The sequence below is a fragment of the Achromobacter sp. JUb104 genome (genome assembly GCF_024806975.1).
GTDB lineage: Bacteria > Pseudomonadota > Gammaproteobacteria > Burkholderiales > Burkholderiaceae_B > Achromobacter > Achromobacter spanius.
Genome location: NZ_JANUEY010000001.1, coordinates 2,014,907 through 2,039,187 on the forward strand (window position 1 = coordinate 2,014,907; position 24,281 = coordinate 2,039,187).

20 protein-coding genes are annotated in these 24,281 nt (G+C 65.2%); 13 read left to right on the forward strand and 7 right to left on the reverse strand.

Going from position 1 to position 24,281, the window contains the following annotated elements; all coding sequences use genetic code 11:
• Window positions 1-190: 190 nt before the first annotated feature.
• Entirely contained in the window at window positions 191-1,243 is a 1,053-nt protein-coding gene (locus tag M2361_RS09065) for a serine hydrolase (protein WP_259248167.1), read from the reverse strand.
• 36 nt (window positions 1,244-1,279) lie between these two features.
• Entirely contained in the window at window positions 1,280-2,479 is a 1,200-nt protein-coding gene (locus M2361_RS09070) for an alanine--glyoxylate aminotransferase family protein (protein ID WP_259248168.1), read from the reverse strand.
• Between the two features lie 214 nt (window positions 2,480-2,693).
• Between M2361_RS09070 and M2361_RS09075 the strand changes: the two genes are divergently transcribed.
• From M2361_RS09075 to M2361_RS09115, 9 genes are all read left to right on the forward strand, one after another.
• Window positions 2,694-3,485, forward strand: a complete 792-nt coding sequence (locus M2361_RS09075; protein ID WP_404976300.1) for a GntR family transcriptional regulator — start codon at window positions 2,694-2,696, stop codon at window positions 3,483-3,485.
• Window positions 3,486-3,592: 107 nt separating this feature from the next.
• A complete protein-coding gene (locus M2361_RS09080) occupies window positions 3,593-5,176 on the forward strand; it encodes an ABC transporter substrate-binding protein (RefSeq protein ID WP_259248170.1) in 1,584 nt (527 codons plus the stop codon).
• A gap of 66 nt (window positions 5,177-5,242) precedes the next feature.
• Window positions 5,243-6,160, forward strand: coding sequence for an ABC transporter permease (locus M2361_RS09085; protein WP_259248172.1), 918 nt, complete (start codon window positions 5,243-5,245; stop codon window positions 6,158-6,160).
• Between the two features lies 1 nt (window position 6,161).
• Window positions 6,162-7,079 carry an ABC transporter permease gene (locus M2361_RS09090; protein ID WP_259248174.1) on the forward strand — a complete coding sequence of 306 codons (918 nt, stop codon included), beginning with the start codon at window positions 6,162-6,164 and terminating at the stop codon, window positions 7,077-7,079.
• 2 nt (window positions 7,080-7,081) lie between these two features.
• A complete protein-coding gene (locus M2361_RS09095; protein WP_259248176.1) occupies window positions 7,082-8,071 on the forward strand; it encodes an ABC transporter ATP-binding protein in 990 nt (329 codons plus the stop codon).
• On the forward strand, window positions 8,068-9,060 hold the full coding sequence (locus M2361_RS09100) for an ABC transporter ATP-binding protein (RefSeq protein ID WP_259248184.1): 993 nt from the start codon (window positions 8,068-8,070) through the stop codon (window positions 9,058-9,060). Before M2361_RS09095 ends, M2361_RS09100 begins: the two co-directional genes overlap by 4 nt.
• Window positions 9,057-10,454 carry a M20 family metallopeptidase gene (locus tag M2361_RS09105; RefSeq protein WP_259248186.1) on the forward strand — a complete coding sequence of 466 codons (1,398 nt, stop codon included), beginning with the start codon at window positions 9,057-9,059 and terminating at the stop codon, window positions 10,452-10,454. Before M2361_RS09100 ends, M2361_RS09105 begins: the two co-directional genes overlap by 4 nt.
• 705 nt (window positions 10,455-11,159) lie before the next feature.
• The gene (folE, locus tag M2361_RS09110; protein WP_259248189.1) at window positions 11,160-11,705 is read left to right on the forward strand and encodes a GTP cyclohydrolase I FolE; all 546 of its coding nucleotides are present in this window, start codon (window positions 11,160-11,162) and stop codon (window positions 11,703-11,705) included.
• Window positions 11,706-12,384: 679 nt separating this feature from the next.
• Window positions 12,385-13,077, forward strand: coding sequence for a response regulator transcription factor (locus M2361_RS09115; RefSeq protein WP_259248191.1), 693 nt, complete (start codon window positions 12,385-12,387; stop codon window positions 13,075-13,077).
• A 46-nt stretch (window positions 13,078-13,123) separates the two neighbouring features.
• Here M2361_RS09115 and M2361_RS09120 read toward each other — a convergent pair whose 3' ends face one another.
• Both M2361_RS09120 and M2361_RS29000 read right to left on the reverse strand, forming a co-directional pair.
• Complete coding sequence (locus M2361_RS09120) at window positions 13,124-14,467, reverse strand: amidohydrolase family protein (protein ID WP_259248204.1); 1,344 nt, start codon at window positions 14,465-14,467, stop codon at window positions 13,124-13,126.
• 152 nt (window positions 14,468-14,619) lie between these two features.
• Entirely contained in the window at window positions 14,620-16,335 is a 1,716-nt protein-coding gene (locus tag M2361_RS29000) for a methyl-accepting chemotaxis protein (protein ID WP_310508897.1), read from the reverse strand.
• A gap of 481 nt (window positions 16,336-16,816) precedes the next feature.
• Here M2361_RS29000 and tauA point away from each other — a divergent pair, with 481 nt between their 5' ends.
• From tauA to M2361_RS09150, 4 genes are all read left to right on the forward strand, one after another.
• Window positions 16,817-17,845, forward strand: coding sequence for a taurine ABC transporter substrate-binding protein (tauA, locus tag M2361_RS09135; protein ID WP_259248211.1), 1,029 nt, complete (start codon window positions 16,817-16,819; stop codon window positions 17,843-17,845).
• A gap of 63 nt (window positions 17,846-17,908) precedes the next feature.
• The gene (locus M2361_RS09140; RefSeq protein ID WP_050446495.1) at window positions 17,909-18,739 is read left to right on the forward strand and encodes a taurine ABC transporter ATP-binding protein; all 831 of its coding nucleotides are present in this window, start codon (window positions 17,909-17,911) and stop codon (window positions 18,737-18,739) included.
• On the forward strand, window positions 18,732-19,559 hold the full coding sequence (locus M2361_RS09145; RefSeq protein ID WP_259248214.1) for an ABC transporter permease subunit: 828 nt from the start codon (window positions 18,732-18,734) through the stop codon (window positions 19,557-19,559). Before M2361_RS09140 ends, M2361_RS09145 begins: the two co-directional genes overlap by 8 nt.
• Before the next feature lie 112 nt (window positions 19,560-19,671).
• Window positions 19,672-21,204: a PLP-dependent aminotransferase family protein gene (locus M2361_RS09150; protein WP_259248215.1), complete on the forward strand. Its 1,533-nt coding sequence runs from the start codon at window positions 19,672-19,674 to the stop codon at window positions 21,202-21,204.
• A gap of 16 nt (window positions 21,205-21,220) precedes the next feature.
• Here M2361_RS09150 and M2361_RS09155 read toward each other — a convergent pair whose 3' ends face one another.
• From M2361_RS09155 to M2361_RS09165, 3 genes are all read right to left on the reverse strand, one after another.
• Complete coding sequence (locus tag M2361_RS09155; RefSeq protein WP_259248216.1) at window positions 21,221-22,672, reverse strand: FAD-binding oxidoreductase; 1,452 nt, start codon at window positions 22,670-22,672, stop codon at window positions 21,221-21,223.
• Window positions 22,673-22,679: 7 nt separating this feature from the next.
• Window positions 22,680-23,072: a nuclear transport factor 2 family protein gene (locus M2361_RS09160; RefSeq protein WP_259248218.1), complete on the reverse strand. Its 393-nt coding sequence runs from the start codon at window positions 23,070-23,072 to the stop codon at window positions 22,680-22,682.
• A gap of 241 nt (window positions 23,073-23,313) precedes the next feature.
• The gene (locus M2361_RS09165) at window positions 23,314-24,246 is read right to left on the reverse strand and encodes a bifunctional enoyl-CoA hydratase/phosphate acetyltransferase (protein WP_259248219.1); all 933 of its coding nucleotides are present in this window, start codon (window positions 24,244-24,246) and stop codon (window positions 23,314-23,316) included.
• Between the last annotated feature and the right edge of the window lie 35 nt (window positions 24,247-24,281).

Sequence of the window (24,281 nt, forward strand, 5' to 3'; positions counted from 1 at the left end):
GCTTGCTATGTTGCGGTTTCGCGCGCTTCACCCATCCTACACCTCGTCGCCCGCATCCCCACGTAGGATGGGTGAAGCGCGAAGACACACGTAGGATGGGTGAAGCGCGAAGACACACGTCAGAAGAAAAATAAAGCGGAACGCGCGTAACCCATCAAGCAGCGTCGCCCTGGTCGCAATATCAAGCTGCCTAGCCCGCATCCACCGCCGCCAAAATTTTTCCAAACAGCGCATCAGCGTGCGCCGAATTCAGCCAGCGCACGATAACCACCATCTTCCGCTCCGGCTCCACCCACGTGAACGAGCTGCCCGCGCCCACGCCGAAGAAGCTGGAAGCCGGCACGCTGGGAAACACGCGGCCTTCGTGGTTCAGCCAGATCAGATAGCCGTAATACGGCGCAATCTCGCAGGGCGTGCGCATCGCCTGAATCCATTCACGCGACAAAATCCGTTCACCATTGGCGGCCTGGCCGTCATTCAACAGCATCTGACCGATCAAGGCCTGGTCGCGCGCGCTGATTGACATGCCGCCGCCCCAATGCGAACCGCCCGGCACCGACGGCATGCGTTGGCCGTCGATCTCGACCCAGGCGGTGTCGTAGCCCACCCATTGCCAATCTTCGCTGGCGCCGATGGGGCGCGTGACGGCTTCGCGGAAGACGTCCGGCAAAGGCTTACGGAACAGGTGCAACAGCGCATACGACAACTGGTTGATTCGGACGTCGTTGTATTCCCAATACGTGCCCGGGCGCTGCAACGGCCGCGCGTCGCCCTTCTTGCCGTCGGGTGGCACGCCGAAGGTCACGGCGCGATAGCGGTCTGCCTGGTCCGACACGCCAAAGCGTTCGCCTTCCCATTCGCTCGTCTGCTGCAAAAGATGGCGCCAGGTGATGTCGGCGTTCTGCCCTTCATCAAAACCAATGCCCGGCACGCGCTTGCCCACGGGCTCGTCCACGTCGGGCAACAGGCCACGGTCATGGGCCACGCCGGCCAGAATGGCCAGGTACAGCTTGGCCACGCTGAACGTCAGGTCGGCGCGCTCGGGCTCGCCCCAGGACGCCACCGTCTTGCCGTCTACCACCACCACGCCCGACACCGGACCACGATCGTGGATGGGGCCCAGCAGGCGGTTCCAGGGCGGCGGATCGTTCAGGTGCACGCCAAAGTTGCCCTTGACGCTGCGGTCCCAGGTGGATTCGTGTTCATTGGCGAATTCAATCGCCTGCTGCATAAGCGTGTTCATGATTTCCCTTCGTGTTGTCTTTGTCTTGCTTGATCTTCAAGCCGCCGCCGCGCCCTCGGACGTGCGCGCCAGAAATTCCATCGCGGCCTGCACGCCGCCGGAACGATGCGGCACGCCTGCGGCAGCCAGTCCCATTTCGACGCCGGCCAACGTGCCGCACAGCGTCAAGTCGTTGAAGTGGCCCAGGTGGCCGATGCGGAAAATGCGGTCGGACAATTTCCCCAGACCCTGCCCCAGCGACATATCGAAGCGCTCCAGAATTACCTTGCGCAGCGCGTCGGCGCTATGGCCCTCGGGCATCATCACCGCGGTCAGCGCGGGGCTGTGGGCGGCCGGGTCCAGGCTTAGCAGTTCCAGCCCCCAACCCGCCACGGCCAGCCGCGTGGCGCGCGCGTGGCGTTCGTGGCGCGCAAACACGCGCGGCAGGCCTTCGGCTTGCAGCATAGCCAGCGCTTCATGCAGGCCGTAAAGCAGATTGGTGGACGGCGTATACGGAAAATAGCCCTTGGCATTGGCCGTCAGCATTTCGCCCCAGTCCCAATACGAACGCGGCAGGCGCGCGGTGTCGGCGGCGGCCAGCGCACGCGCGCTGACGGCGTTGAACGCCAGGCCCGGCGGCAGCATCAAGCCCTTTTGCGAGCCGGCCACGGTCACGTCCACGCCCCATTCGTCGTGGCGGTAATCAATGGAGCCCAAGGAAGAAATCGTGTCCACCATCAGCAGCGCGGGGTGCGCGGCGCGGTCGATCGCGGCGCGCACGGCGGCGATGTTGCTGGTGACGCCGGTGGACGTTTCGTTATGCACGACACACACCGCCTTGATCCGGTGCTGCGTGTCTTCGGCCAGGCGCGCACCGATCACGGCGGCGTCAACGGGATGGCGCCAGTCGCCTTCCACGTAATCCACCTCCAGCCCCAAGCGCCCTGCCAGCTTCTTCCACAGGCTGGCGAAGTGGCCGGTTTCCACCATCAGCACGCGGTCGCCTGGCGACAGCGTATTGACCAACGCCGCTTCCCACGCGCCCGTGCCCGACGACGGAAAAATCACCACGGGCGATTGCGTCTGGAAGACGTGCTTTGCGCCTTCCAGCACGGCCCGCCCCAGCGCGCCGAATTCGGGTCCGCGATGGTCGATGGTGGGTTGATCGATGGCGCGCAAGACGCGGTCGGGCACATTCGTGGGCCCCGGAATCTGCAAGAAGTGCCGGCCGGACAGATGGGAATTCAGGGAAAGCATGCGTCGCCCCAGAGTGGAATTTTTTGTATACCAACGAAAGCTGCGCGGCGGTTCAAACGGCTTTTTAAACGGCATGGACCGGGCAGGCGGACTTGCGGCATGCGCCACTCTATCCCATTGTTTTTGCATCGATAACCTAGGGTATACACCCATCATGGAAGTCGCGGCGACAGGTTTATAGTGCAAAAAAACACGGGGAAATGTTGGTATACCAATGAGCAGCAATCCTAGCCTGATGCCGGATTTGGCCAGGTCGGCACGCGCCGATTCCGCCACGCCCGACACGTTGCCAGACGCCGCGGCGCCTGCCGCGCCACGCGCCGCCGGCAACGGCCGCACGCTGCCCGGCGCGGTTGCCGGCGCGCTGCGCGAACGCATCATCCAAGGTGAATTCCCCCCCGGTTCACGATTGAACGAACGCGCCCTGTGCGATCTCTTGGGCGTATCGCGCACTCCGATGCGCGAAGCCTTCCGCGTATTGGCGGCCGAAGGCCTGGTGCAGATCGAACCCAACCGCGGCGCGCAAGTCGTGGCGCTGTCGGAAGCCAACATCCGCGAGGCCTTTGAAGTCATCGGCGGCCTGGAAGCCATGTCGTGCCGGCTGGCGTGCGAACGCGCCACCGACCTTGAAATTGCCGAGATCCGCGCGCTGACCTACGAAATGATGGCCAGCCACGCGCGCCACGACCTGCCCACTTACTTCCACACCAACCGCGAGATCCACGAACGCATCAGCCTGGCTTCGCACAACAGCCTGCTCAAGCAGTTGTACGACGCGCAAAACGCGCGCATCCAGAACCTGCGCTTTGTGTCGAACGAGAACCGGCAGAAGTGGGACCTGGCCATGCGGGAACACATCGAGATGGCCGAGGCCCTGGACGCGCGCGACGCGGACCGGCTGGCGGGCATCATGCGGCAGCACTTGCAGCGCAAATGCGAGGCCGCGCTGAAAAGCCTGAACCCCGATGCGGCGCCCCCGCCCGCGCAATCGTCCGACTCTGGTTGAGCTTGCCCTCCCAGCGCTAGGACGATAACGATAAAAACGGGTGGCGCGGCCCGGAGCGAGACGTTGGATACGCAGTACTTGTAGTGCCTTCCACAGGAGCCTTCACCATGGCTGATAGTCGCTTCACACCGCAGCACCGTATCTCTGCCCCCGCCTTGCGCGCCCGCCGCATCACCCCCATGCGCGCCGTTGCCGCCGCCCTTTTTGCTTGCGCCACGCTGGCCGCCCAGCCCGTGCTGGCCGGCAAGAAGGACGACACCTTGCGCATGGCGTATGACCAGGCGCCGGAAAGCGTGGACCCGTACTTCAACAACGTGCGGATCGGCGTGATCATTGCCGCCAACGTCTGGGACACGTTGCTCTATCACGACCCCGTGTCCAACGAGTACCGCGGGCAACTGGCCAAGAGCTGGAAGCAGGTCGATGACAAGACGATGGAATTCGAACTGCGCCAGGGCGTGAAATTCCACAACGGCGAAGAGTTCGACGCGGACTCGGTCGTGTACACGCTGAACTACGTGGCCGACCCGAAGAACAAGGCCGTCACGCAGCAGAACGTGTCGTGGATCGACAAGGTCGAGAAAATCGACAAGTACAAGGTGCGCCTGACCACCAAGGAGCCCTTCCCCGCCGCCAAGGAATACCTGTCCACCACCGTGGCCATCCACCCGGCCAAGTACTACCAGGAAGTCGGCCCCAAGGGCATGAACGCCAAGCCGGTGGGCTCGGGCCCGTACAAGGTGGTGGACTACCAGCCGGGCAAGTCCATCACGCTGGAACGCAACACCGACTACTTCAAGGATTCGCCCAAGGCGCAGCCGAAGATCGGCAAGGTCGTCATCCGCTTCATTCCTGACCGCCAGACCCAGATGGCTGAAGTCATCTCGGGTGGTGAAGACCTGATCATGAGCGTGCCCAAGGACCAGGCTGAACAGCTGGGCCAGATGCCGAACCTGCAGATGGTCACCGGCAACACCATGCGCATCGTGTTCATGCAGATGAACATCCAGGAAGGCACGCCCGCGCCGCAACTGAAAGACGAGCGCGTGCGCAAGGCCATCATCCACGCGATCGACCGCGAATCCATGCTGAAGAACATCGTGGGCGAAGGCGGCGGGCTCATCAACACCATCTGCACGCCCTCGCAAGTGGGTTGCACACAAGATGGCGCGCCCACCTACAAGTACGACCCGGCGCTGTCCAAGAAGCTGCTGGCCGAAGCGGGCTACCCCGACGGTTTCGACATCGACATCGTGGCCTACCGCGAGCGCAACCAGACCGAAGCCATCATCAACTACCTGCGCGCCGTGGGCATCCGCGCCAAGCTGAACTTCTTGCAGTACGCCGCCATGCGCGACATGATCCGCGCCAACAAGGCGTCGCTGACGCACCAGACCTGGGGTTCCAACCTGGTGAACGATGTGTCGGCGTCCACGCCCGTGTACTTCGCCTTCGGCAACGACGACGTCACCCGCGACCCCAAGGTGCGCGAACTGCTCAACAAGGGTGACCACACCATCGAAGCCAAGCCACGCAAAGCCGCCTACAAGGAAGCGCTGGATCTGATTGCAGAGAAGGCCTATGCGGTGCCGCTGTGGACGCTGCCCGCCTACTACGTTGCCACCAAGGACGTGAACTTCAAGCCCTACTCGGACGAACTCGTCCGCTTCTGGGACATGAGCTGGAAGTAAGGCGCAGGCTTGGCGCCGGGCGTGCGGCAAGCGCGCCCGGCGTGCTGAAACGTTAGAGGAAGTCCTATGCTGTATTTCACGATCAGGCGTCTGGGCCTGGCAGCGCTGGTGGCGCTGACCGTATCGGTCCTGGCGTTCCTGCTGCTGCACCTGTCGGGCGACCCCGCCCTGGCCCTGGCGGGCGAAGGCGCGCGCCAGGCCGACATCGACATGATCCGCAAAACCTACGGGCTGGACCGGCCGCTGGTGGTGCAGTACGCCGACTGGCTCTGGCATATTGCGCAAGGCGATTTCGGCACCTCGGTGTACTTCAAGACCGACGCCGGCCCGCTGATCCTGTCCAAGCTCAAGACCACCTTGATGCTGGGCATGGGCGCGCTGGGCTTCGCACTGCTGATTTCGATTCCGCTGGGCGTGCTGGCCGCCATCTACAAAGGCAGCGTGATCGACCGCGCCTGTCTGGCCATCGCCGTGCTGGGCCAGGCGCTGCCGAATTTCTTTTTCGCGCTGATCCTGATCATGCTGTTCTCGATCTCGCTGCGCATCCTGCCGGTATCGGGCAGCGGCACCTGGCAGCACTTCGTGATGCCCGCCATTGCCCTGGGCTACTACGTGGCGCCCGCCTTCATGCGGCTGATACGCGCCGGCATGATCGAAGTGCTGGGCGCCGACTACATCCGCACCGCGCGCGCCAAGGGCCTGCCGGCCCGCAAGATCATCTTCAAGCACGCCCTGCGCAACGCCATCGTGCCCGTGGTGGCGCTTGCCGCCGTGCAGCTGGGCTATCTGCTGGGTGGCTCGGTCGTCATTGAAACCATTTTCGCGCTGGACGGGCTGGGCTACCTGGCCTACCAAAGCATTACGTACAAGGACTTTCCGGTGATGCAGTTGATCGTGCTGCTGCTGTCCGTGCTGTATGTGCTGCTGACGCTTGCCGCCGATATCGCCAACGCGTGGCTTGATCCGCGCATCCGGGTGTCCTGACATGACTACACCTATCCTCACCCCTTCCGTTCCCGGCGCGCCCGCCCCCGCCGCGATGGAGCTGTCCGCGTCCACCTTGCGCTGGCGCCGGCTGCGCCGCAACAAGGCCTTGCTGGCGGGCGGCGGCATCCTGCTGATCATTGTGCTGATTGCGCTGCTGGCGCCGTGGATCTCGCCGCACGATCCCTACTTCCAGGACCTGGCCTACCGCACCGCGCCGCCCGTCTGGTACGAAAAAGGCACCTGGCTGCATCCGCTGGGCACCGACCAGTTGGGCCGCGACTATATGTCGCGCCTGTTCTACGGCGCCCGCATCTCGCTGTTGATCGGCATCAGCGTGGCGCTGATTTCGGGAACCATCGGCACCGCCATGGGCATGGCCGCCGGGTACTTCGGCGGCAAGGTCGACATGGCCGTGTCGTTCCTGATCACGACACGCTTGTCGATGCCTGTGATTTTGGTGGCGCTGGCCACCGTGGCCATCGTGGGCGGCTCGCTGTGGGTCGTCATCCTGGTGCTGGGACTGTTGAAGTGGGACCGCTACGCCGTCGTCATGCGCAGCGCCACGCAGCAGGTGCGGTCATTGGAATACGTGGCGGCGGCGCAGGCCGCGGGCGCGTCCACCTGGCGCATCGTGTGGGGCGAAGTGCTGCCCAACGTGGTGCCGCAGTTGATCGTGATTGCCACGCTGGAAGCCGCCAGCGCCATTCTGCTGGAGGCCTCGCTGTCGTTCCTGGGCCTGGGCGTGCAGCCCCCGCTGCCGTCCTGGGGGCTGATGATTTCGGAAGCCAAGGCCTATATGTTCTTCTCGTTCTGGCTGATCGCCATTCCGGGGTCGGCGTTGGCGCTGCTGATCTTTGCGATCAATCTGGCCGGCGACGGGCTGCATCAACTGCTGACGCCTGAAGAGAGGGCCTGACCATGAACGAAAAAGAAATTGTTCTGGACGTACAAGGGCTGACGGTGGACATCGCCACGCCACGCGGGCCGCTGCATGCGGTGCGCGACGTGTCGTTCCAGGTCAGGCGCGGCGAAACGCTGTGCCTGGTGGGTGAGTCGGGCTGCGGCAAGTCGATGACCTCGCTGGCCATCATGGGCTTGCTGCCCAAGGCCGCCAAGCGCACGACGCGCCGCCTGGCGGTGCTGGGCGAAGACCTGTCCGCCGCGCGCGGCCGCCGCATCAACGCACTGCGCGGCAGCAAGATGGCGATGATCTTCCAGGAACCAATGACGGCGCTGAACCCGGCGTACGCCATCGGCGAACAACTGACCGAGCACTACATCCATCACCGTCATGCCAGCCAGCAGCAGGCGCGCGACCGCGCCGTGGAACTGCTGGAGAAAGTGGGCATTGCCTCGGCCGGACAGCGCCTGACGCAGTATCCGCATCAGTTGTCGGGCGGCCTGCGCCAGCGCGTGATGATCGCGATGGCGCTGATGTGCGGCCCGGAATTGCTGATTGCCGACGAGCCCAGCACCGCGCTGGACGTCACCATCCAGGCGCAGATCCTGCGCTTGCTGGCCGACCTGCAAGCCGAGCTGGGCATCGCGATGGTGCTGATCACTCACGACCTGGGCGTGGTGGCGCGCATTGCGCAGCAGGTTGCGGTGATGTATGCCGGGCAGATCGTCGAGGAAGGCCCGGTTGAAGACATCTTCGCCACGCCGCGTCATCCGTATACGCAGGGGCTGCTGGGCTGTATTCCCGTGCCCGGCCGCACCCCGCCCGGCGAATCGCTGGGCACCATACCCGGCGTGGTGCCGTCGCTGGTGGGCGACCTGCGCGGCTGCGCCTTCGCCGACCGCTGCCAGTATGTGCAGCCGCAATGCCGCGACACGGTTCCTGTGTACGGCCATCCGCCGCACCAGCAATGGCGCTGCATCCGCCAAGAAGAAGGAGTTCCGGCATGAGCGTGCTCTTGCAAGCTGAAGCCGTCAGCCGGCAGTTTTCCATCCGCTCGGGCATGTTCCGCCCGCGCAGCACCTTGCACGCGGTCAATGGCGTGGACCTGGCGGTGGAACGCGGCGCGGTGCTGGGCATCGTGGGCGAATCGGGCTGCGGAAAATCCACGCTGGCGCGCATGCTGCTGGGGCTGACGCCTCCCAGCGCGGGCGTGATCAAGCTGGAAGGGCAAGACATCCGTCAGATGGACCGGCGCGCGCTGGCCCGCCGCGTGCAGCCGATTTTTCAGGATCCGTATTCGTCCTTGAACCCGCGCCGTTCCATTGCGTCCATCGTGTCGCTGCCGCTGGAGGTGCACGGCATCCCCAACCCCAAGCTGCACAAGGCCATTGAAATGCTGGAGCGCGTGGGCCTGCCGCCGCGCCTGGCGCACAACACGCCCGGGCAGTTGTCGGGCGGGCAACGGCAACGCGTGGCGATTGCGCGGGCGCTGGTCATGAACCCCGAGATCGTGATTTGCGACGAGCCGACGTCCGCGCTGGATGTGTCGGTGCAGGCGCAGATCATGAACCTGCTGATGGACCTGCGCCGCGAATTCAACCTGACCTATGTCTTCATCAGCCATAACCTGGCGGTGGTGGAGCACATTGCCACGCACGTGGCCGTGATGTATCTGGGCCGCGTGGTGGAATCCGCCGACACAGCCAAACTGTTCCACGACCCTCGCCACCCGTACACGCAGGCTTTGCTGGCTTCGGTGCTGACGCCCGAACCCGGGCTGGGCATACCCGACATGGGCCTGGGGCTGTCGTTTCCCGACCCGCTGAACCCGCCGCCGGGCTGCCCCTTTCACCCGCGTTGCCAGTACGCCATGGCGCAATGCAAGACGGAACGGCCCGCGCTGACCTTGCGTGATGAGTCCGTGGTGGCCTGCCATCTATACCCCGCCGTGTCTTCCCCCGTTTCCCCTACCCTGACCGGAGTCCAACCATCATGAGCCGCGAGCAAGCCATCGCCCAGGCGGAACACTGTTTTGATTCTGGCGCCTTCCGCGCGCTGCTGGCGCGCCGGCTGGCGCTGCCGACGGAAAGCCAGAACCCCGAACGCGCCGCCGTGCTGGCGGACTACCTGGAATCGGAAATCCGCCCCGCGTTCGAGGCGCTGGGTTTCACCTGCCAAACCTTGACGCATCCGAAGGCACTGGCGCCCTTCCTGTATGCCGAACGGATTGAAGACCCGGCGTTACCGACCGTGTTGGGCTATGGGCATGGTGACGTCATCCGGGGCTTGGAAAAGGAATGGAAGGAAGGTTTGTCGCCCTGGGCGCTAACCGAGGCCGAAGGCCGCTGGTACGGCCGCGGCATCGCCGACAACAAGGGGCAGCACACCATCAATATGGAAGCGCTGCGGCTGGTGCTGGAAGCGCGCGGCAAGCTGGGCTTCAACGCCAAGTATTTGATAGAGATGGGCGAAGAGACCGGGTCGATGGGCTTGCGGGAATTGTGCGCCGAGCATCGCGACATGCTGTCCGCCGACCTGCTGATCGCATCCGACGGCCCGCGCCTGGCGCCCCAACGGCCCACCATCTTCCTGGGCGCGCGCGGTAGTTTGAACTTTGATCTGACGATCGAGGCGCGTGCCGGCGGGCATCATTCCGGCAACTGGGGCGGGCTGATTTCCAACCCCGGCATTCAGTTGGCCCACGCCATTTCCACGATTGTGTCCCCCACCGGCCAGATCCGCATCAAGGAATGGGTGCCCGCCGAACTGCCCGACGCCGTGCGCCGCGCGCTGGCCGACTGCCAGGTGGATGGCGGCACGGACGGCCCCGAGATTGAACCGGAATGGGGCGAACCCGGCCTGTCGCCGGCGGAGCGGGTCTTTGGTTGGTGCTCGTTTGAAGTGTTGGCGTATAAGACCGGCAACCCGGAAACGCCCGTCAACGCGATTCCGCCACGCGCCTGGGCGCGTTGCCAACTGCGCTTCGTGGTGGGCGTGGACCCGGACGACCTGATCCCAGCGCTACGCCGCCATCTGGACCGCGAGGGCTTCCCGATGGTGAAGATTGCGCTGACGCGCGAGTCCATGTTCCGCGCCACACGCATTGATCCTGACGACGCCTGGGTGCGCTGGGCGGTCGATTCGCTGGAACGTACGTCGGGGCAGAAGACGGCGTTGCTGCCGAATTTGGGTGGATCATTGCCGAATGACATCTTCACGGACGTGCTGGGCCTGCGCACGATCTGGGTCCCGCATTCGTATCCTGGATGTTCGCAGCACGCGCCGAATGAGCATCTGCCGCCGGAGCTGCTGCGGCAAGCGCTGGGGTTGATGACGGGCTTGTATTGGGATTTGGGCGCGGGCAATACGCCGGCGGTGTCGCGGGGGTGAGTGTTGAATGATCGTTTGGGGATGTGAGGTTGCTTGATGGGTTACGCGCGTTGTGCGGCTATTCTTTTTCTGACGGACCTGCCGCGCTACACCCATCCTACGATTACGCACCGCGATTCGTAGGATGGGTGAAGTGCGGCACCCTCGACCCACGCAAACAGGTGCCGAACGCACGTAACCCATCAGCAGCATCCCCCCGACCGGCCACAGATCGCCCTTCGTAGGATGGGTGAAGTGCGGCAACGTCGGCCCGCGAAAACAGGTGCCGGCCGCACGTAACCCATCAGCAGCATCCCCCCGCCGGGCCACAGATCGCCCTTCGTAGGATGGGTGAAGTGCGGCAATGTCGACCCGCGCAAACAAGTGCCGAACGCACGCAACCCATCAGCAGCATCCACCCGACCGGCCACAGACCGCCTTCGTAGGATGGGTGAAGTGCGGCACCGTCGACCCGCGCAAACAGATGCCCGCCGCACGTAACCCATCAACCGCCCCCCCAACGAACCACAGATCGCCCCTCGTAAGACAGGCAAAGTGCGACACCCTCGACCCGCTGATCAAGTACGCTGTCGAGAACCGTGGCGTGTAAGTCGCGGCTAGCCAATGATGGCAATCCCGCCCTGCGGTAGACTTGCCTGCAATTCCGCGTCGCCGACGCGGCACGACACGACGCCACGACGAACGCGTTGCCCCAGGAGTCCCCCCATGTCATTGGAAAAGCATTACACCGCCATTCTCGAAGCGCTAGGGGAAGACCCGTCCCGCGAAGGCTTGGCCGATACGCCCGCCCGCGCGGCCAAGGCCATGCGCCATCTGTGCCGTGGCTACACGCAGAACCTGGACGAAATCGTCAACGGCGCGCTGTTCACGTCCGACACGCGCGAAATTGTCCTGGTGAAGAACATCGAACTGTATTCGCTGTGCGAACACCACATGCTGCCCTTCATCGGCAAGGCACACGTGGCCTACCTGCCGGCCGGCAAGGTGCTGGGCCTGTCCAAGGTGGCACGCATTGTGGAAATGTATGCGCGCCGCCTGCAAATCCAGGAAAACCTCAGCCGCCAGGTGGCCGAAGCCGTGCAAAGCGTGACCGGCGCGGCCGGCGTGGCCGTGGTGATCGAAGCCCAGCACATGTGCATGATGATGCGCGGCGTGGAAAAGCAGAATTCGTCCATGGTGACCTCGGTCATGCTGGGCGAGTTTCACGACAACCCATCCACGCGGGCCGAATTCCTCAGCCTGATCCGCTGATACTCCTTCAATCCCCGTAACGGGCGGTGCGGCCAGGCAGGCTGCACCGCCCGTTTCACTTGGCATTGAATCGGCAGAGATAGCCCCCGCCACGGCGCTTGCTCGGTCAATTGCCTGCAAGCCTTTCGCGCCCACGGACCGGATTCGCGCGCCTTGTGCGCCCCGCGCTGAATATCAGACCAAATCCGTATTCTGACGAGCCGTATCAAGGCCAATTGAAACGGCTCAAATCCCCGTTGCAAGCGGCTGTTTTCATGCGAACGGCCGACGCCAGCGCGCTCTACATTGAAGTCATTCGCAGCCCCCTCACAATCATTACGCTGCGAACCGCGGCCAAGCGATCGGAGCCGCCACAGCCTCCGAAAGCAAACGTCGTGAGATGTCTAGTTGTTGTTTGAAGTTGCAGTCGTCGCAGCAAAAACGGTGTTGCCGCCTTCCCCCCCCCGATCTGGCGCACCGTTCGCAGCAACTTTACCCCGGCCGGCCTGCCGGCCGGGGCACTTTTAAGACTCTTCCAATTCACAAGAGCGTTATTAGCCGTCAGCATGACGGGTCGCCTGGCGTGCACGCCTTACCGCTGCATTCGTTGCGCCAGTCCGTGTGAGGAATGCCGTCAGCTTTGCAAATCGCGCCTTGGCGCGGCCCGCAAGCCAACGGTATCCATTCGATGCAGTAACCCATGAAAGTCCTCGTAATCGACAATGACAAGATCTCGGCCGAAGCACTGAGCCACACGCTTGCCGAGCAAGGCCAAATCGTCCACATTGCCACCGATGGCGTAAGCGGCCTTCGCATCGCAAAAACGTTTCCCTATGACCTCATCCTGCTGGATGTGCAGCTACCGGTCATGGACGGTTTCACCGTGCTGCGGGAACTGCGCAAGGAAAGCAATGTGCCCGTGCTGATCGTCTCGGCCCGCGACGAGCTGCAAGCCCGCGTGCAAGGCTTGAGCGAAGGCGCGGACGACTACCTGGCCAAACCCTACGCCACGTGCGAGCTCGTTGCGCGGATGAAGGCCATCAGCCGACGGTCTTCGCCCACCGACGACGCCGGCGCGCAGCATGTCCTGCGCGTGGGCGATCTTGAACTTCAATTGCTAAGCCGCAAGGCCTTGCGCGAAGGTCAGCGCATCCGGCTCACGGCGATTGAATTCGCGCTGCTTGAACGGTTGATGCGCAAGCACGGCGAAGTGCAATCCCGCATGAACTTGGCCGCGCATGTCTGGGGCATCAATTTCGACCGCGGCACCAATGCCATCGACGTTGCCGTGCGCAGGCTGCGCATGAAGATGGACGACCCCTTCAGCACGCGCCTGCTGCATACCGTGTGGGGTCTGGGTTACGTCATGGAACAGCGGGACCCGCCGAACTGACGCGCCTGGCGCGTCAGTTCAGCATCGGCTAGCCATCAACGCGCCATCACATCATCATGGCGCCGTGGTCTTCACGGGCCACGGCGCGGGGCCGAAGGTAGCGGCCCGTGCCCGGCTCGCCCTGCACGCGGCTGCCGTCATACACCAGTTCCCCGCGCCGCCACGTTCCAAACACATGCACGGTATAGGGCCGGCCAAACGTCTCGGTCTGCTGGGAGGCCGAACGGCCCGGCGCCAGCACGACGAAGTCCGCGTCCTTGCCGATATCGAACGACCCCTTGCGATCATCCAGCAAGAAATGTTCGGCGGGCTTTTGCGACAACAGGCGCACCACCAGCGACGGCGACAGGCCGCGCGCTTCGCAACCCGACCACAGCGCGGGCAGAAGCAGGTCGGGCCCGTAGTCGACCGTGGGCGCCGGCCCGTCGCCGCCATCGTCGCTGCGGGCCTGATAGCCCGACGACACGAACGTGCACATGTCAGTCGCCAAGCGCCGCCACAGCGCATCCACTTCCACGCGCGGACGCAGCAGCGGGTAGTCGTCCGCCGTGCCGCCAAACTGCTGCAACGCGTCTTCGGTGCTCATCATCAGGCTGCGCAGGCTGGTTTCAATGGTGACCCAGTGCCCGGCCTGGCGGTAACTGGCGCACAAGGCATAGCCCTGTTCGGACCACACGTCGGCGGCCTGCATGCGCACGCCGGCCGCCGCGCCCACGCGGCACAGCAATCGCGTCGTCAAGCCTTCGATCAGCGGCAGGTTGGCGCGGGCCAGCACTTCCCTGCCCGGCCTGCCGGCTTCCAGAAGCCGCCGCGCATTGCGGCTGGCGGTCAGACGCGCATGGTTGTGCATGCTGCACGCCAGCCCAAAGCGCGCAATGCCCTGAAAAGCCTGAAGCAAATCACTTTCGTGATGCGCGAAGCGCTGCCGTTCGGCCTCGAACGTGGGGATGGAGAACGCGCAAACGCCGCCCCGCGCCAAGGCGTCCGCCGCATCCAGGCCATGTTCGGTGTTGACGGTGCCGGCCACTGCCACATCCACATGCGCATCACGGCCGATGCGCGACACCATTGCGTCCAACTGCGCGCGGCTGGCTATCACTTCGGCATGTTCGTAGGGCATGTCCACCAGCGTCGTCACCCCGCCCGCCGCCGCCGCTCGGGACGCGCGGCCGATGCCGCAACCGTCTGCCCAGCCCCCTATATAAGTACGGCTATCAACGGCGCCCGGCAGCACCCACAGCCCGCGCGCATCCACCTGATCGCGCGCGGCGGGCGGGCTGTGGCTGCCCATTGCCGCAATCTTGCCGTCCACGATACCTAACCAACCGTCTTCCAGAATGTTATCGGCGCTGACCAGCGAACCGCGTATCACCATGTCGAAATCGCTCATTGTTTTCTTCTTGTCGTGAGAGCACACGCTGGCCCCGATCCCCGGGGACGCACGCATGCGTAGCGTTGATCGAACGCTGGCCTGCTCCCCGCGGAAGTGGGCCACCGGATACTACCGGGCAGGCGCCAGATCCTCCTTCCGGCGCCGCTTCGTCAGAACACTTGCCAATCGTCTTGAAGGTCGGCGCCGGCACCGGCCGCCTTGGGTCGTTGCAAGGCCACGCGGTGGCGCGGCGCGGGGGCCATGGCCATCGCTTGGGCCTGGACCGGGGCCATGGCCTGAACCGATTCGCGCGTGGCGGGCATGTCGATCACCACGCGCGGCGACACGGTGAAGATGGCGACGGTTTGCGCCAGGCCTTCGGCCTGATCGCGCAAGGCCCGCGCGGATGCCGCGGCCTGCTCGACCAGCAAGGCATTCTGCTGCGTGGCCTCGTCCATGCTGGAGACCGCCAGGTTGACCTGGTCGATGCCTTGCGCCTGCTCGCTGGACGCGGCGGCGATTTCACCCATGATGTCGGTCACGCGGTGCACGGCGTTCTCGATTTCTCGCATGGTGGCCCCCGCAAGCTCCACCTGTTGCGCGCCCGCCTGAACCCGGCCGGCGGAATCGGCGATCAACTGCTTGATTTCACGGGCCGCCAACGCACTGCGTTGCGCCAGCGCGCGCACTTCGCCGGCCACCACCGCAAAACCCTTGCCCTGGTCGCCGGCGCGAGCCGCCTCAACGGCGGCGTTTAGCGCCAGGATGTTGGTCTGGAAGGCAATGCCATCGATGACCGACACGATGTGCGTGATCTTGGCCGAACTGGCGCTGATGTCCTGCATGGTGCCGACCACGTCCGCCACCACGGCGGCGCCGCGCCCGGCCACTTGCGACGCGCCTTCGGCAAGCTGGTTGGCGCGCAGCGCGTTGTCGGCGTTTTCCTTGACGGTTACCGCCAACCGACCCATCGATAAGGCCGTTTCTTCCAAAGTGGCGGCCTGCTGCTCGGTACGCGACGACAGCAACACATTGCCGTCCGCAATGTCGTGCGTACCCCGGCTGATCTGCTGCACGCCTTGGCGGACGGCGGCCACCGTCTTGGCCAGGCTGGCCTGCATGCGTTGCAGGCCAAGAAAAAGCTGACCGATTTCATTGTGGGATTTGATCTCGATAGGGTTGGTCAAATTGCCGTCGGCAATGCTCTGGAAGTGGGCCCCGGCACGCAGCAAGGGACGCAGCACCGACCGGCTGACAAACAGCGCGGCGCCAATGCTCTGCAACACGGCGGCGGCCAAGAGGGCCGCGATCAGGGTGTTGGCACGCAGATGCTGGCTGGCCGCGGCAGCCACAAAGCCATTGGTTTGCGCATCCACATAGGCCAGGTAGTCGGCCACCTCGTGGTCAAAGGCCAGGTGGGCGCCCTGCACTGCATCCATTTGCAAGGCGAAGGCGCGGGCGTCCTGGTTGCGCATGGATTCAAACTGTTCAGAGGCCAGCGCGTCATAGTGTTTGAACGCGGCCGCCACGGGCGCGGCTTTCTCTTGCAGCGCGTGCGCGCGGACTTCATTGGAGAAGGCCTCGAAGCGCGCGCGCGAACGGCGCCACAGATCTTCGGCGCGGGCGGCGTCGGCATCGCTTTGCTGCGTGCGGCCGACCTGCCGGTTGATCATGGCGGCGTCCATCGCCAGCCGCGCGCGCAGCATCAGGGTGTAGGCCTCGTAGGCGGGCACGACACGCATTGAATAGGCTTCGTTGACCTGGCTCAGCTTGGCGTTGCTGGACCGCGTGTCCAGCCAGGCCGCGCCATTGGCGACCAACATGCCGATAAAGAACAGCGCGAGCAAAATGCCCAGGCAGCTGCGGATTTTCAGATTGGTGAACATACGACCTCGACGGAATTCATGGCCCCCGGGGCTGCGGCCAAGCGCCAGCGGTAAACCGACGCGCTTGGCCGTCCATCGCACCCGCCTGGCCGGACGAAACGACTTTATCCCAGCACTCTGGACAAATCGTTAACAAATGAATGACATTTCCGTCACTGCTAAATCGAGGTCTGCGTGGTAATTCGCGCCCCTTGGTTAGCCCCTTGGTTAGCCTCTTGCCCGCCTGTTCGCCCGCCTTGCTCCCGCCCGTTCGCCCGTCCGTCAGCCCGCGTCCCGTATCAAGGCATCGGGCATTTGGCCGATACCCGATGCCCCAGCCCCGGCACACCCTGGGACCTGCCCGCCGTAACGCGGTTTGGCTCCTACTGAACCCCGCATCTGGACCTAGCGTTCTGGCCCTATCCGGGCAAACTGGCACCAGGCCGCACCGGCACAAAGCCGGTCGCGTCGGGGCGCGGCCCACTCTCTCTCGGAGATCACCATGAACGCGATTTACCGCCTCATCCGCCGCTGCACCCTGGCCGGCCTTGCCGCCGCGCTACTGGCGGCGCCTGCCTACGCGCAGACCAAGCTGGTCGTCGGCTACCAGCTCATCGTCGGGCCCTTTCTGTCAGCCATCGCCGACGGCAGTTTCGACAAAGCCTTGAAAGACGCCGGCTACCAGGTCGACTGGCGCCAGTTCACCTCGGGCGGCGACATTTCCACGGCGCTGGCCTCGGGCAATGTACCGGTGGGCGTGCTGGGTTCAACGGGCATCACCTCGGCCGCCACGCGCGGCGTGGACCTGCAACTGTTCTGGATCCTGGACAACATCGGCAAATCCGAGGCGCTGGTGGCGCGCAACGGCTCGGGCATCAACAGCACCGCCGACCTCAAGGGCAAGCGCGTGGCCACGCCGTTCGTATCGACGTCGCACTTCCACCTGCTGGTGGGCATGGACCAGGTCTGGAAGATCAACCCGCGTGACGTGCGCATCCTGAACATGCAGCCGCCGCAGATCGTGGCCGCCTGGCAGCGCGGCGACATCGACGCCGCCTACGTGTGGCCGCCCGCGCTGACTGAAATCGAAAAGACCGGCAAGGTCATCGCCGACTCCGAAGCCATCGGCCGCGCCAGCGTTCCCACGTTTGACGGCATCGTCGTGGACCGCGCCTGGGCCGCCAAGAACCCGAAGTTCATGGCCGCCTTCACCAGCGTGCTGGCCAAGTCCTACGCCGACTATCACGCCAACGGCGCCAAATGGACGCCCGAGTCGCCCGAGGTCAAGGGCATCGTGCGGCTGATCGGCGGCAAGCCGGACGACATCGTCAGCGCGCTCAAGCTGCTGGTGTTCCCGACCGCCCAGGAACAGGCGTCGCCGACCTGGCTGGGCGGCGGCAAGGAATCGGGCGCGGTGCGGGCGCTGGACGCCAGCGCCAAGTTCCTGAAAGACCAGAAGCAGATCGACCGCGCGCTGACCGACTACAGCCCGCACGTTACGGACCAGTACGCGAAGGCCGCCGCCAAGTAGCCGCGCCGTCTTTGCCCAGCACGCCCGCCTTGCCGCGGGCGTGCCGTCATAAGGGGAATCCGCATGACCCAGCCATCCCACCCCGCCGCCCTGGCCTTGCGCGCGGACCACGTCGGCGTCACCTACCCCGGCATGCATGACAGCGGCCCGGTGGTGGCGCTGCACGACGTCAACCTGACCATCGAGCCCGGCGAATTCGTGGTGGCGCTGGGTGCCTCGGGCTGCGGCAAGACCACCTTGCTGAGCCTGCTTGCCGGCTTCCTGTCGCCGACCGAAGGCGAGATCACGCTGGGCGGGCGCCCCATCACGGGCCCCGGCGCCGAGCGCGGCGTGGTGTTCCAGAAGCACGCGCTGCTGCCTTGGCTGAACGTGCTGGAGAACACCGAGTTCGGCCTGAAACTGCAAGGCGTGGATAAAGCCACCCGGCGCGCCCGCGCCCGCCGCAACCTGGAGCTGGTGGGCCTGCAAGACTTTCACCGCCACATGATCTACCAGTTGTCGGGCGGCATGCAGCAGCGCGTGGGCATTGCCCGTGCCCTGACCTGCGACCCCGCCATGCTGCTGATGGACGAACCGATGGCGGCGCTGGACGCGCTGACGCGCGAAACCATCCAGGAGCTGCTGCTGGACATTTGGCGCCAGACCAACAAGATGTTTTTCTTCATTACCCATAGCGTGGAAGAGGCGCTGTTCCTGGGGTCGCGGCTGATCGTCATGTCGCCGCGCCCGGGCCGCATCACACACACCTTCACGCCGGACTTCAACCGGCGCTACCTGGAGACCCGCGATGGCCGCCGCATCAAATCCAGCCCCGACTTCATCGCCATGCGCGAGCAAGTCCTTGGCATCATCTACGGCGACGAGCTTGCCGCCCACGAGCCCGCTCATGCGTAAGGCGCGCGGCGGCCACAAGCCCGCCGCGCCCGGCAAGGTCTATGGCGCGCCGGGCGCGGGCTACAGCAGCCACATCAGCCTGATCACCACCATCGCGCTGATCGCACTGTGGTTCCTGGCCACCAGCACGGGGTGGGTCAAGCCGCTGTTCCTGCCATCGCCCTTTGCCGTCTACGACAAGTTCATCTCGGCCATGACCGACGGCGTGGCCAATTCCACGCTGGCCGAACACGCCATGGCCAGCCTGACACGGGTGTTCTCGGCGTTCTTCCTGGCCTGCGTGACCGCCGTGCCCATCGGCATATTGATGGGCGTGAACCGCTACGCGCGCGGCATCTTCGACCCGCCCATCGAGTTCTACCGCCCGCTGCCGCCGCTGGCCTACCTGCCGCTCATCATCATCTGGTTCGGCATCGGCGAATTTCCGAAGATCCTGCTGATCTACCTGGCCATCTTCGCGCCGATGGCGATCGCGGCGCGCGCCGGGGTGCGGTCGGTATCCATCGAACAGATCCATGCGGCCTACGCCATGGGCGGCACGCGGATGCAGATCGTCTGGCACGTGATCCTGAAAGCGGCCATGCCCGAGATCTTCACGGGGCTGCGCATCGGGATCGGCGTGGGCTGGACCACGCTGGTGGCGGCGGAAATGGTGGCTGCCGACCGCGGCCTGGGCTTCATGGTGCTGAACGCCGCGCAGTTCCTGGCCAGCGACATCGTCATCATGGGCATCATCGTGATCGGCGTGTTCGCCTTCGCGTTCGATCTGCTGGTGCGCTACGTGGAAAAATTCGCCATTCCGTGGAAGGGGCGCGTCTAGACTGCCGGCAGGGCAATCCCCCATTCCGTCCCATTTTGGCGTCCTCTATTCTGGGGAGCGGATTGCGCGGCCCCCGTCTTGGGGGCCCGCGCCGCCTACACAAGGAGCCGTCATGTCCAGCCAGGCCGCGATGCAAAAGCCTGTGTTGTGGGACCGCTTGTTCGAACGCGAAAGCGCGCCCAACCTCAGCCTGCAAGGCCGGGTGCGGCAGATGCTGGTGTCGGCCATTCTCAGTGGCCACCTGCCGCCCGGCATGCCCGTGCCCTCCAGCCGCCAGTTGGCCGACCAACTGCGCATTGCGCGCAACACCGTCGTCTTCGCCTACCAGCAGTTGGTCAGCGAGGGGTATCTGGTGTCACGCGAACGCAGCGGCCATTTCGTCTGCGATTCCGTCATGCAAGGGCATTCGGGGTCGGCCGGCGAAGCGGCGGCGGGCGTATCCCCTGCTGACCACCCGCAACAGATCCGCTGGGATGAACGGCTGCGCTTTCGCCCGTCGCGCCAGCGCAATATCAGCAAGCCGCAAGACTGGCAGAAGCAGCCCTACCCCTTTGTCTACGGGCAGTTCGACCCCGACCTGTTTCCCACGGCGGAATGGCGCGAGTGCTGCATCAAGGCACTGTCGGTGCTGGACATCCGCAGTTGGGCGCCAGACCTGATCACCCACGACGACCCCGCGCTGATCGAACAGATCCGCACGCAAGTGCTGCCGCGCCGGGGGGTGTGGGCCGACGCCGAGGAAATCGTCATCACCGTGGGCGCGCAGCATGCGCTGTATTTGCTGGCCGACCTGCTGGTCAACGAAGACACGGTGGTGGGCATGGAAGACCCCGGGTATCCAGACGCCCGCAACATCTTCGCCAGCCACACGCGCCACCTGCTGCCCATGCCCGTGGACGAAGGCGGCTTGTGCACGGGCACGCACCTGCTGGGCTGCGACTATGTCTTCGTGACGCCGGGCCATCAATGCCCCACTACCGTCACGCTGTCGATGGAACGCCGCGAAACCCTGCTGGCCCTGGCGCGCCAAGCCGACAGCATGATCATTGAAGACGATTTTGAAAGCGAAAGCCGCTGGGGCGAAGGCGCCATCCCGGCCTTGAAAAGCCTGGACCGCGATGGCCGCGTCATCTACGTGGGCAGCCTGGCGAAGTCGTTCGCGCCCGGCTTGCGCATCGGCTATATCGTCGCGCCGCGCGAGCTGACGCGCGAACTGCGCGCGCTGCGCCGGCTGATGCTGCGCCATCCTTCAGCCTACATCCAGCGTGCGTTTTCGCTGTTTATTTCCCTGGGCCACCACCATTCGCTGCTGCGCAAGCAATCGCAGGCCTACCAGAAGCGCGGCGCCGAACTGACCCAGGCGCTGGCCCGCCACCTGCCCGACTTCACCCCCACCCCCATCACCGGCTCGTCGTCCTGCTGGCTGCAAGGCCCCCCGTGGCTGAACGCCGCCGAATTATCAGAAGCCGCGCTGGCCGAAGGCGTGGTGGTGGAACCCGGCGACGTCTTCTTCATGAACGGCGCCAACGCCCCCGGCAATGTCTTGCGCGTGGGCTTCACATCGATCCGCCCGGAACTGATCGAACCGGGCATAGCGAAACTGGCGCAAGTGGTGCGCCGATTTCGGTTGCGGGCGGCGGCTTAGGGGGCAAAGACAGGCCCTACAAATGCTCATCCCGCAGGTGATACCAGCGGTACAGCAAGCCCTGCCCCAGCCGTCTGAACGGGGCGAACAGATGGCCGGGTAGCGGGGAGTCGTAGATGGGCAGGTTCCACGGGGCGCCGTCCTTGCCCATCATCCGCTGGGCCAGTCGCTTGCCGGCCTGCGCGGAGAACGCCACGCCGTTGCCGCCGTAGCCGAAGGCGTAATACACCGGTTGGGCGGGGTCGGGTTGGGTGACGCGCGGCATCATGTCGTGGCTGACGTCTACCCAGCCCCACCACGAATACGCCACTTCGACGTCACGTAGCGACGGGAATTTCCGGGCCAGGCCTTCGCGCAGCAGCGCCAGATGGCGCGGGTGTTGCGCGTCGGCGCCGTGCAGGGCGCTGCGGCTGCCGATCTGCATGCGGCCGTCGGGCAGCAGGCGGTAGTAGAAGCGCAGTGTGCGAGTGTCGGTGATGAAGACCGTGCTTTTCAGGCCGGCGGCGGCGCGTTCGGCGTCCGTCAGCACGCGCGTGACCATGGAGTTGGACAGCACCGGCATGATGCGGTTGTCCAGCAGCGGGTTCACGCCCTGCGCGGTGTAGCCACCCGTGGCGAAGGCCACGCGGCGGGCGCGCACCACGCCGGCCGGGGTGCGCAGCAGGATGGCGCCCTTGTCCCTGCGCCAGCCCAGGACAGGGCTGGACGGATGCACCCGCACGCCCAAGGCACGTGCCTGACGCAAATAGCCGTACGCCAGTTTCAAGGGATGCACGCCCACGCCGTCGGGCTCGTGCATGGCGCCGACCGCCTCGTGGTCGTGGACGTAGCGCTCGCGCAGCTCGGCCTGGGTAAGCATCTTGGCGTCGTAGCCGAACACCTCGCGCATCACCCGCGCTTCGTTGGCCAGGAACGCCATTTTCTTCTGGCGATGGGCCGTGTACAGGTGCCCGCCCGGCTGCGCGTCGCAGTCCACCTGCGCGACCAGGCTTTTCCAATACTCGAAGCCTTCGCGGATTTCGGCGTCCAGGCGCTTGGCGGTATCTAGCCCCCAACGGCTGATCCATTGCGACCGGTACAAGCGTCCTGACGCATTTTGCCCTTGGCCGCCGTTGCGGCTGGTGCAGCCCCACACGGCGCGGTTGGCTTCCAGCACCAGCGCGCGCACGCCGAAGTCACGCGCCAGGGTCAGCGCCGCCGACAGACCGGTAAAGCCCGAGCCCACGATCACCACATCGGCATCGACGTCGCCCTGAATGGGGCCATCGTCTTCGGGCGGCGCGCCTGCCGTGGCGACCCAGTAGGTGGGCGCGTAGTCCTGCCCCTGCCCGGGTGGCGACACCAGCGGGTCGTAGGTGGGGTTGTAGGTGGCGTGGTGACCCGCGTCATGGGCGCCGTCCGGGACAGCGGCGCGCGCGGCGGCTTCCGGCGTCGGGCGTGAAGGTTCGAAGGGCATTTGGGTATCCATGCGCGTCTCACGCGCGCGCGGGCAAGGCCGGGCGCTGCTTGCGGAACGCATTCTTCACGCGGATCTTGCCGTCCTGGAACGTGAAGATGTCGACCATGTCCGCCTCTACCCGCGAGCCGTCGGCGGCGGTGCCGGTGAACGTGCATTCCGACACGCCGCGATCGCCTGCGACCCAATGCCGGCCATTGTTCCATTGCGCGTCCGGGAAGTTCTTCCAGGCCGCCGCGAAAGCCGCGCGCACCGCGTCGGCGCCCGTGTGCCGGCTGCCGCAGGCGTCGGGGCCGCCCACGGTTTCGAACACGCAGTCGTCGCTCATGAAGCCCATCAAGGCATCGATATCGTGGCGGTTCCAGGCGGCCGCGAATTCGGCCAGCATGTCGGCGGTGACGGTGTTTTGCATTGCCTACCCCTCTACTTGAAAGGCCGGCGCGAAGCGCGCGCGGGCGTCTGGACTCAAGGTACGTGGCGGGGGTGGCAGGGTCTAGAACCAGACGCGGGGAATCGGTTGCACCAGAACCGCGCGCGCGGCAAGGCGGCGGTGGCTGGTGGCTTGAAAAGGCGAAGTTGCTGAAGTTGCTGAAGTTGCTGAAGTTGCTGAGGATGCTGAAGTTGCTGAAGATGCTGAAGATGCCGAGCCTGCATCAAGCAGCGCGTGCCGCCAGCATCGCGCGCGCATGCAGCACGGCAATGGCGCAACTGTTGACGCGCGCCTGCACGGAATCCGAGCGGCTGGTCAGCAGCACCGGCACGCGCGTGCCCAGCACCAGGCCGGCGGTGCCCGCGCCCGCCAGCCAGGTAAGTTCCTTGTAGAGCATGTTGCCCGCCTCGATATCCGGCGCCAGCAGAATGTCGGCGTCGCCCGCCACCCGCGACTCAATGCCCTTTTCCCGCGCCGCATCGCGCGAGATGGCGTTGTCGAACGCCAGCGGGCCGTCGATATCGCCGCCCCGGATCTGCTGGCGGTCGGCCATCTTGGACAAGGCCGCCGCGTCCAGCGTGGCCGGCATGGCCGGGTTGACCGATTCGGTGGCGCACAGCACCGCCACCTTGGGCCGCCCGATGCCCAGCGACTGCGCCAGGTCGATGGCGTTCTGTGCAATGTCGGCCTTTTCCATGAGCGTGGGCGCGATATTGACCGCCGCGTCCGTCAGGATGAAGAGCTTGGCGTAGGCCTCCACGGCCATCACGAAGGCGTGGCTGATGCGCCGATTCGTGCGCAGGCCAGATTCACGCGACACCACGGCCGCCATGAAATTATCGCTATGCAGGCTGCCCTTCATCAGCATCTGCACCGCGCCGTCGCGCGCCAGCCCGGCCGCCGTCTGCGCGGCCAGCCGTTCATCGTCGGGCGTATCGACGATGTCAAAATCCCCCGGCCGCAAGCCTGCTTGCGCCAAGCGCTCCAGCAGCTTGCGCGCCGGCCCCACCAGCACCGGCTCGATGTGGCCGGCCCGTTGCGCCTGGACCGCGGCCTCAAGGCTGGATGGGGACAAGGGATACGCCACCGCCGTGCGCAGGCGCCCCGCAGACAGCGCGGCATCGCGCAGCGGCGCGAACAATCGATCGCTAGCCATATACACCGTGCTCCCAGAGCCAGGAAACGAACGCC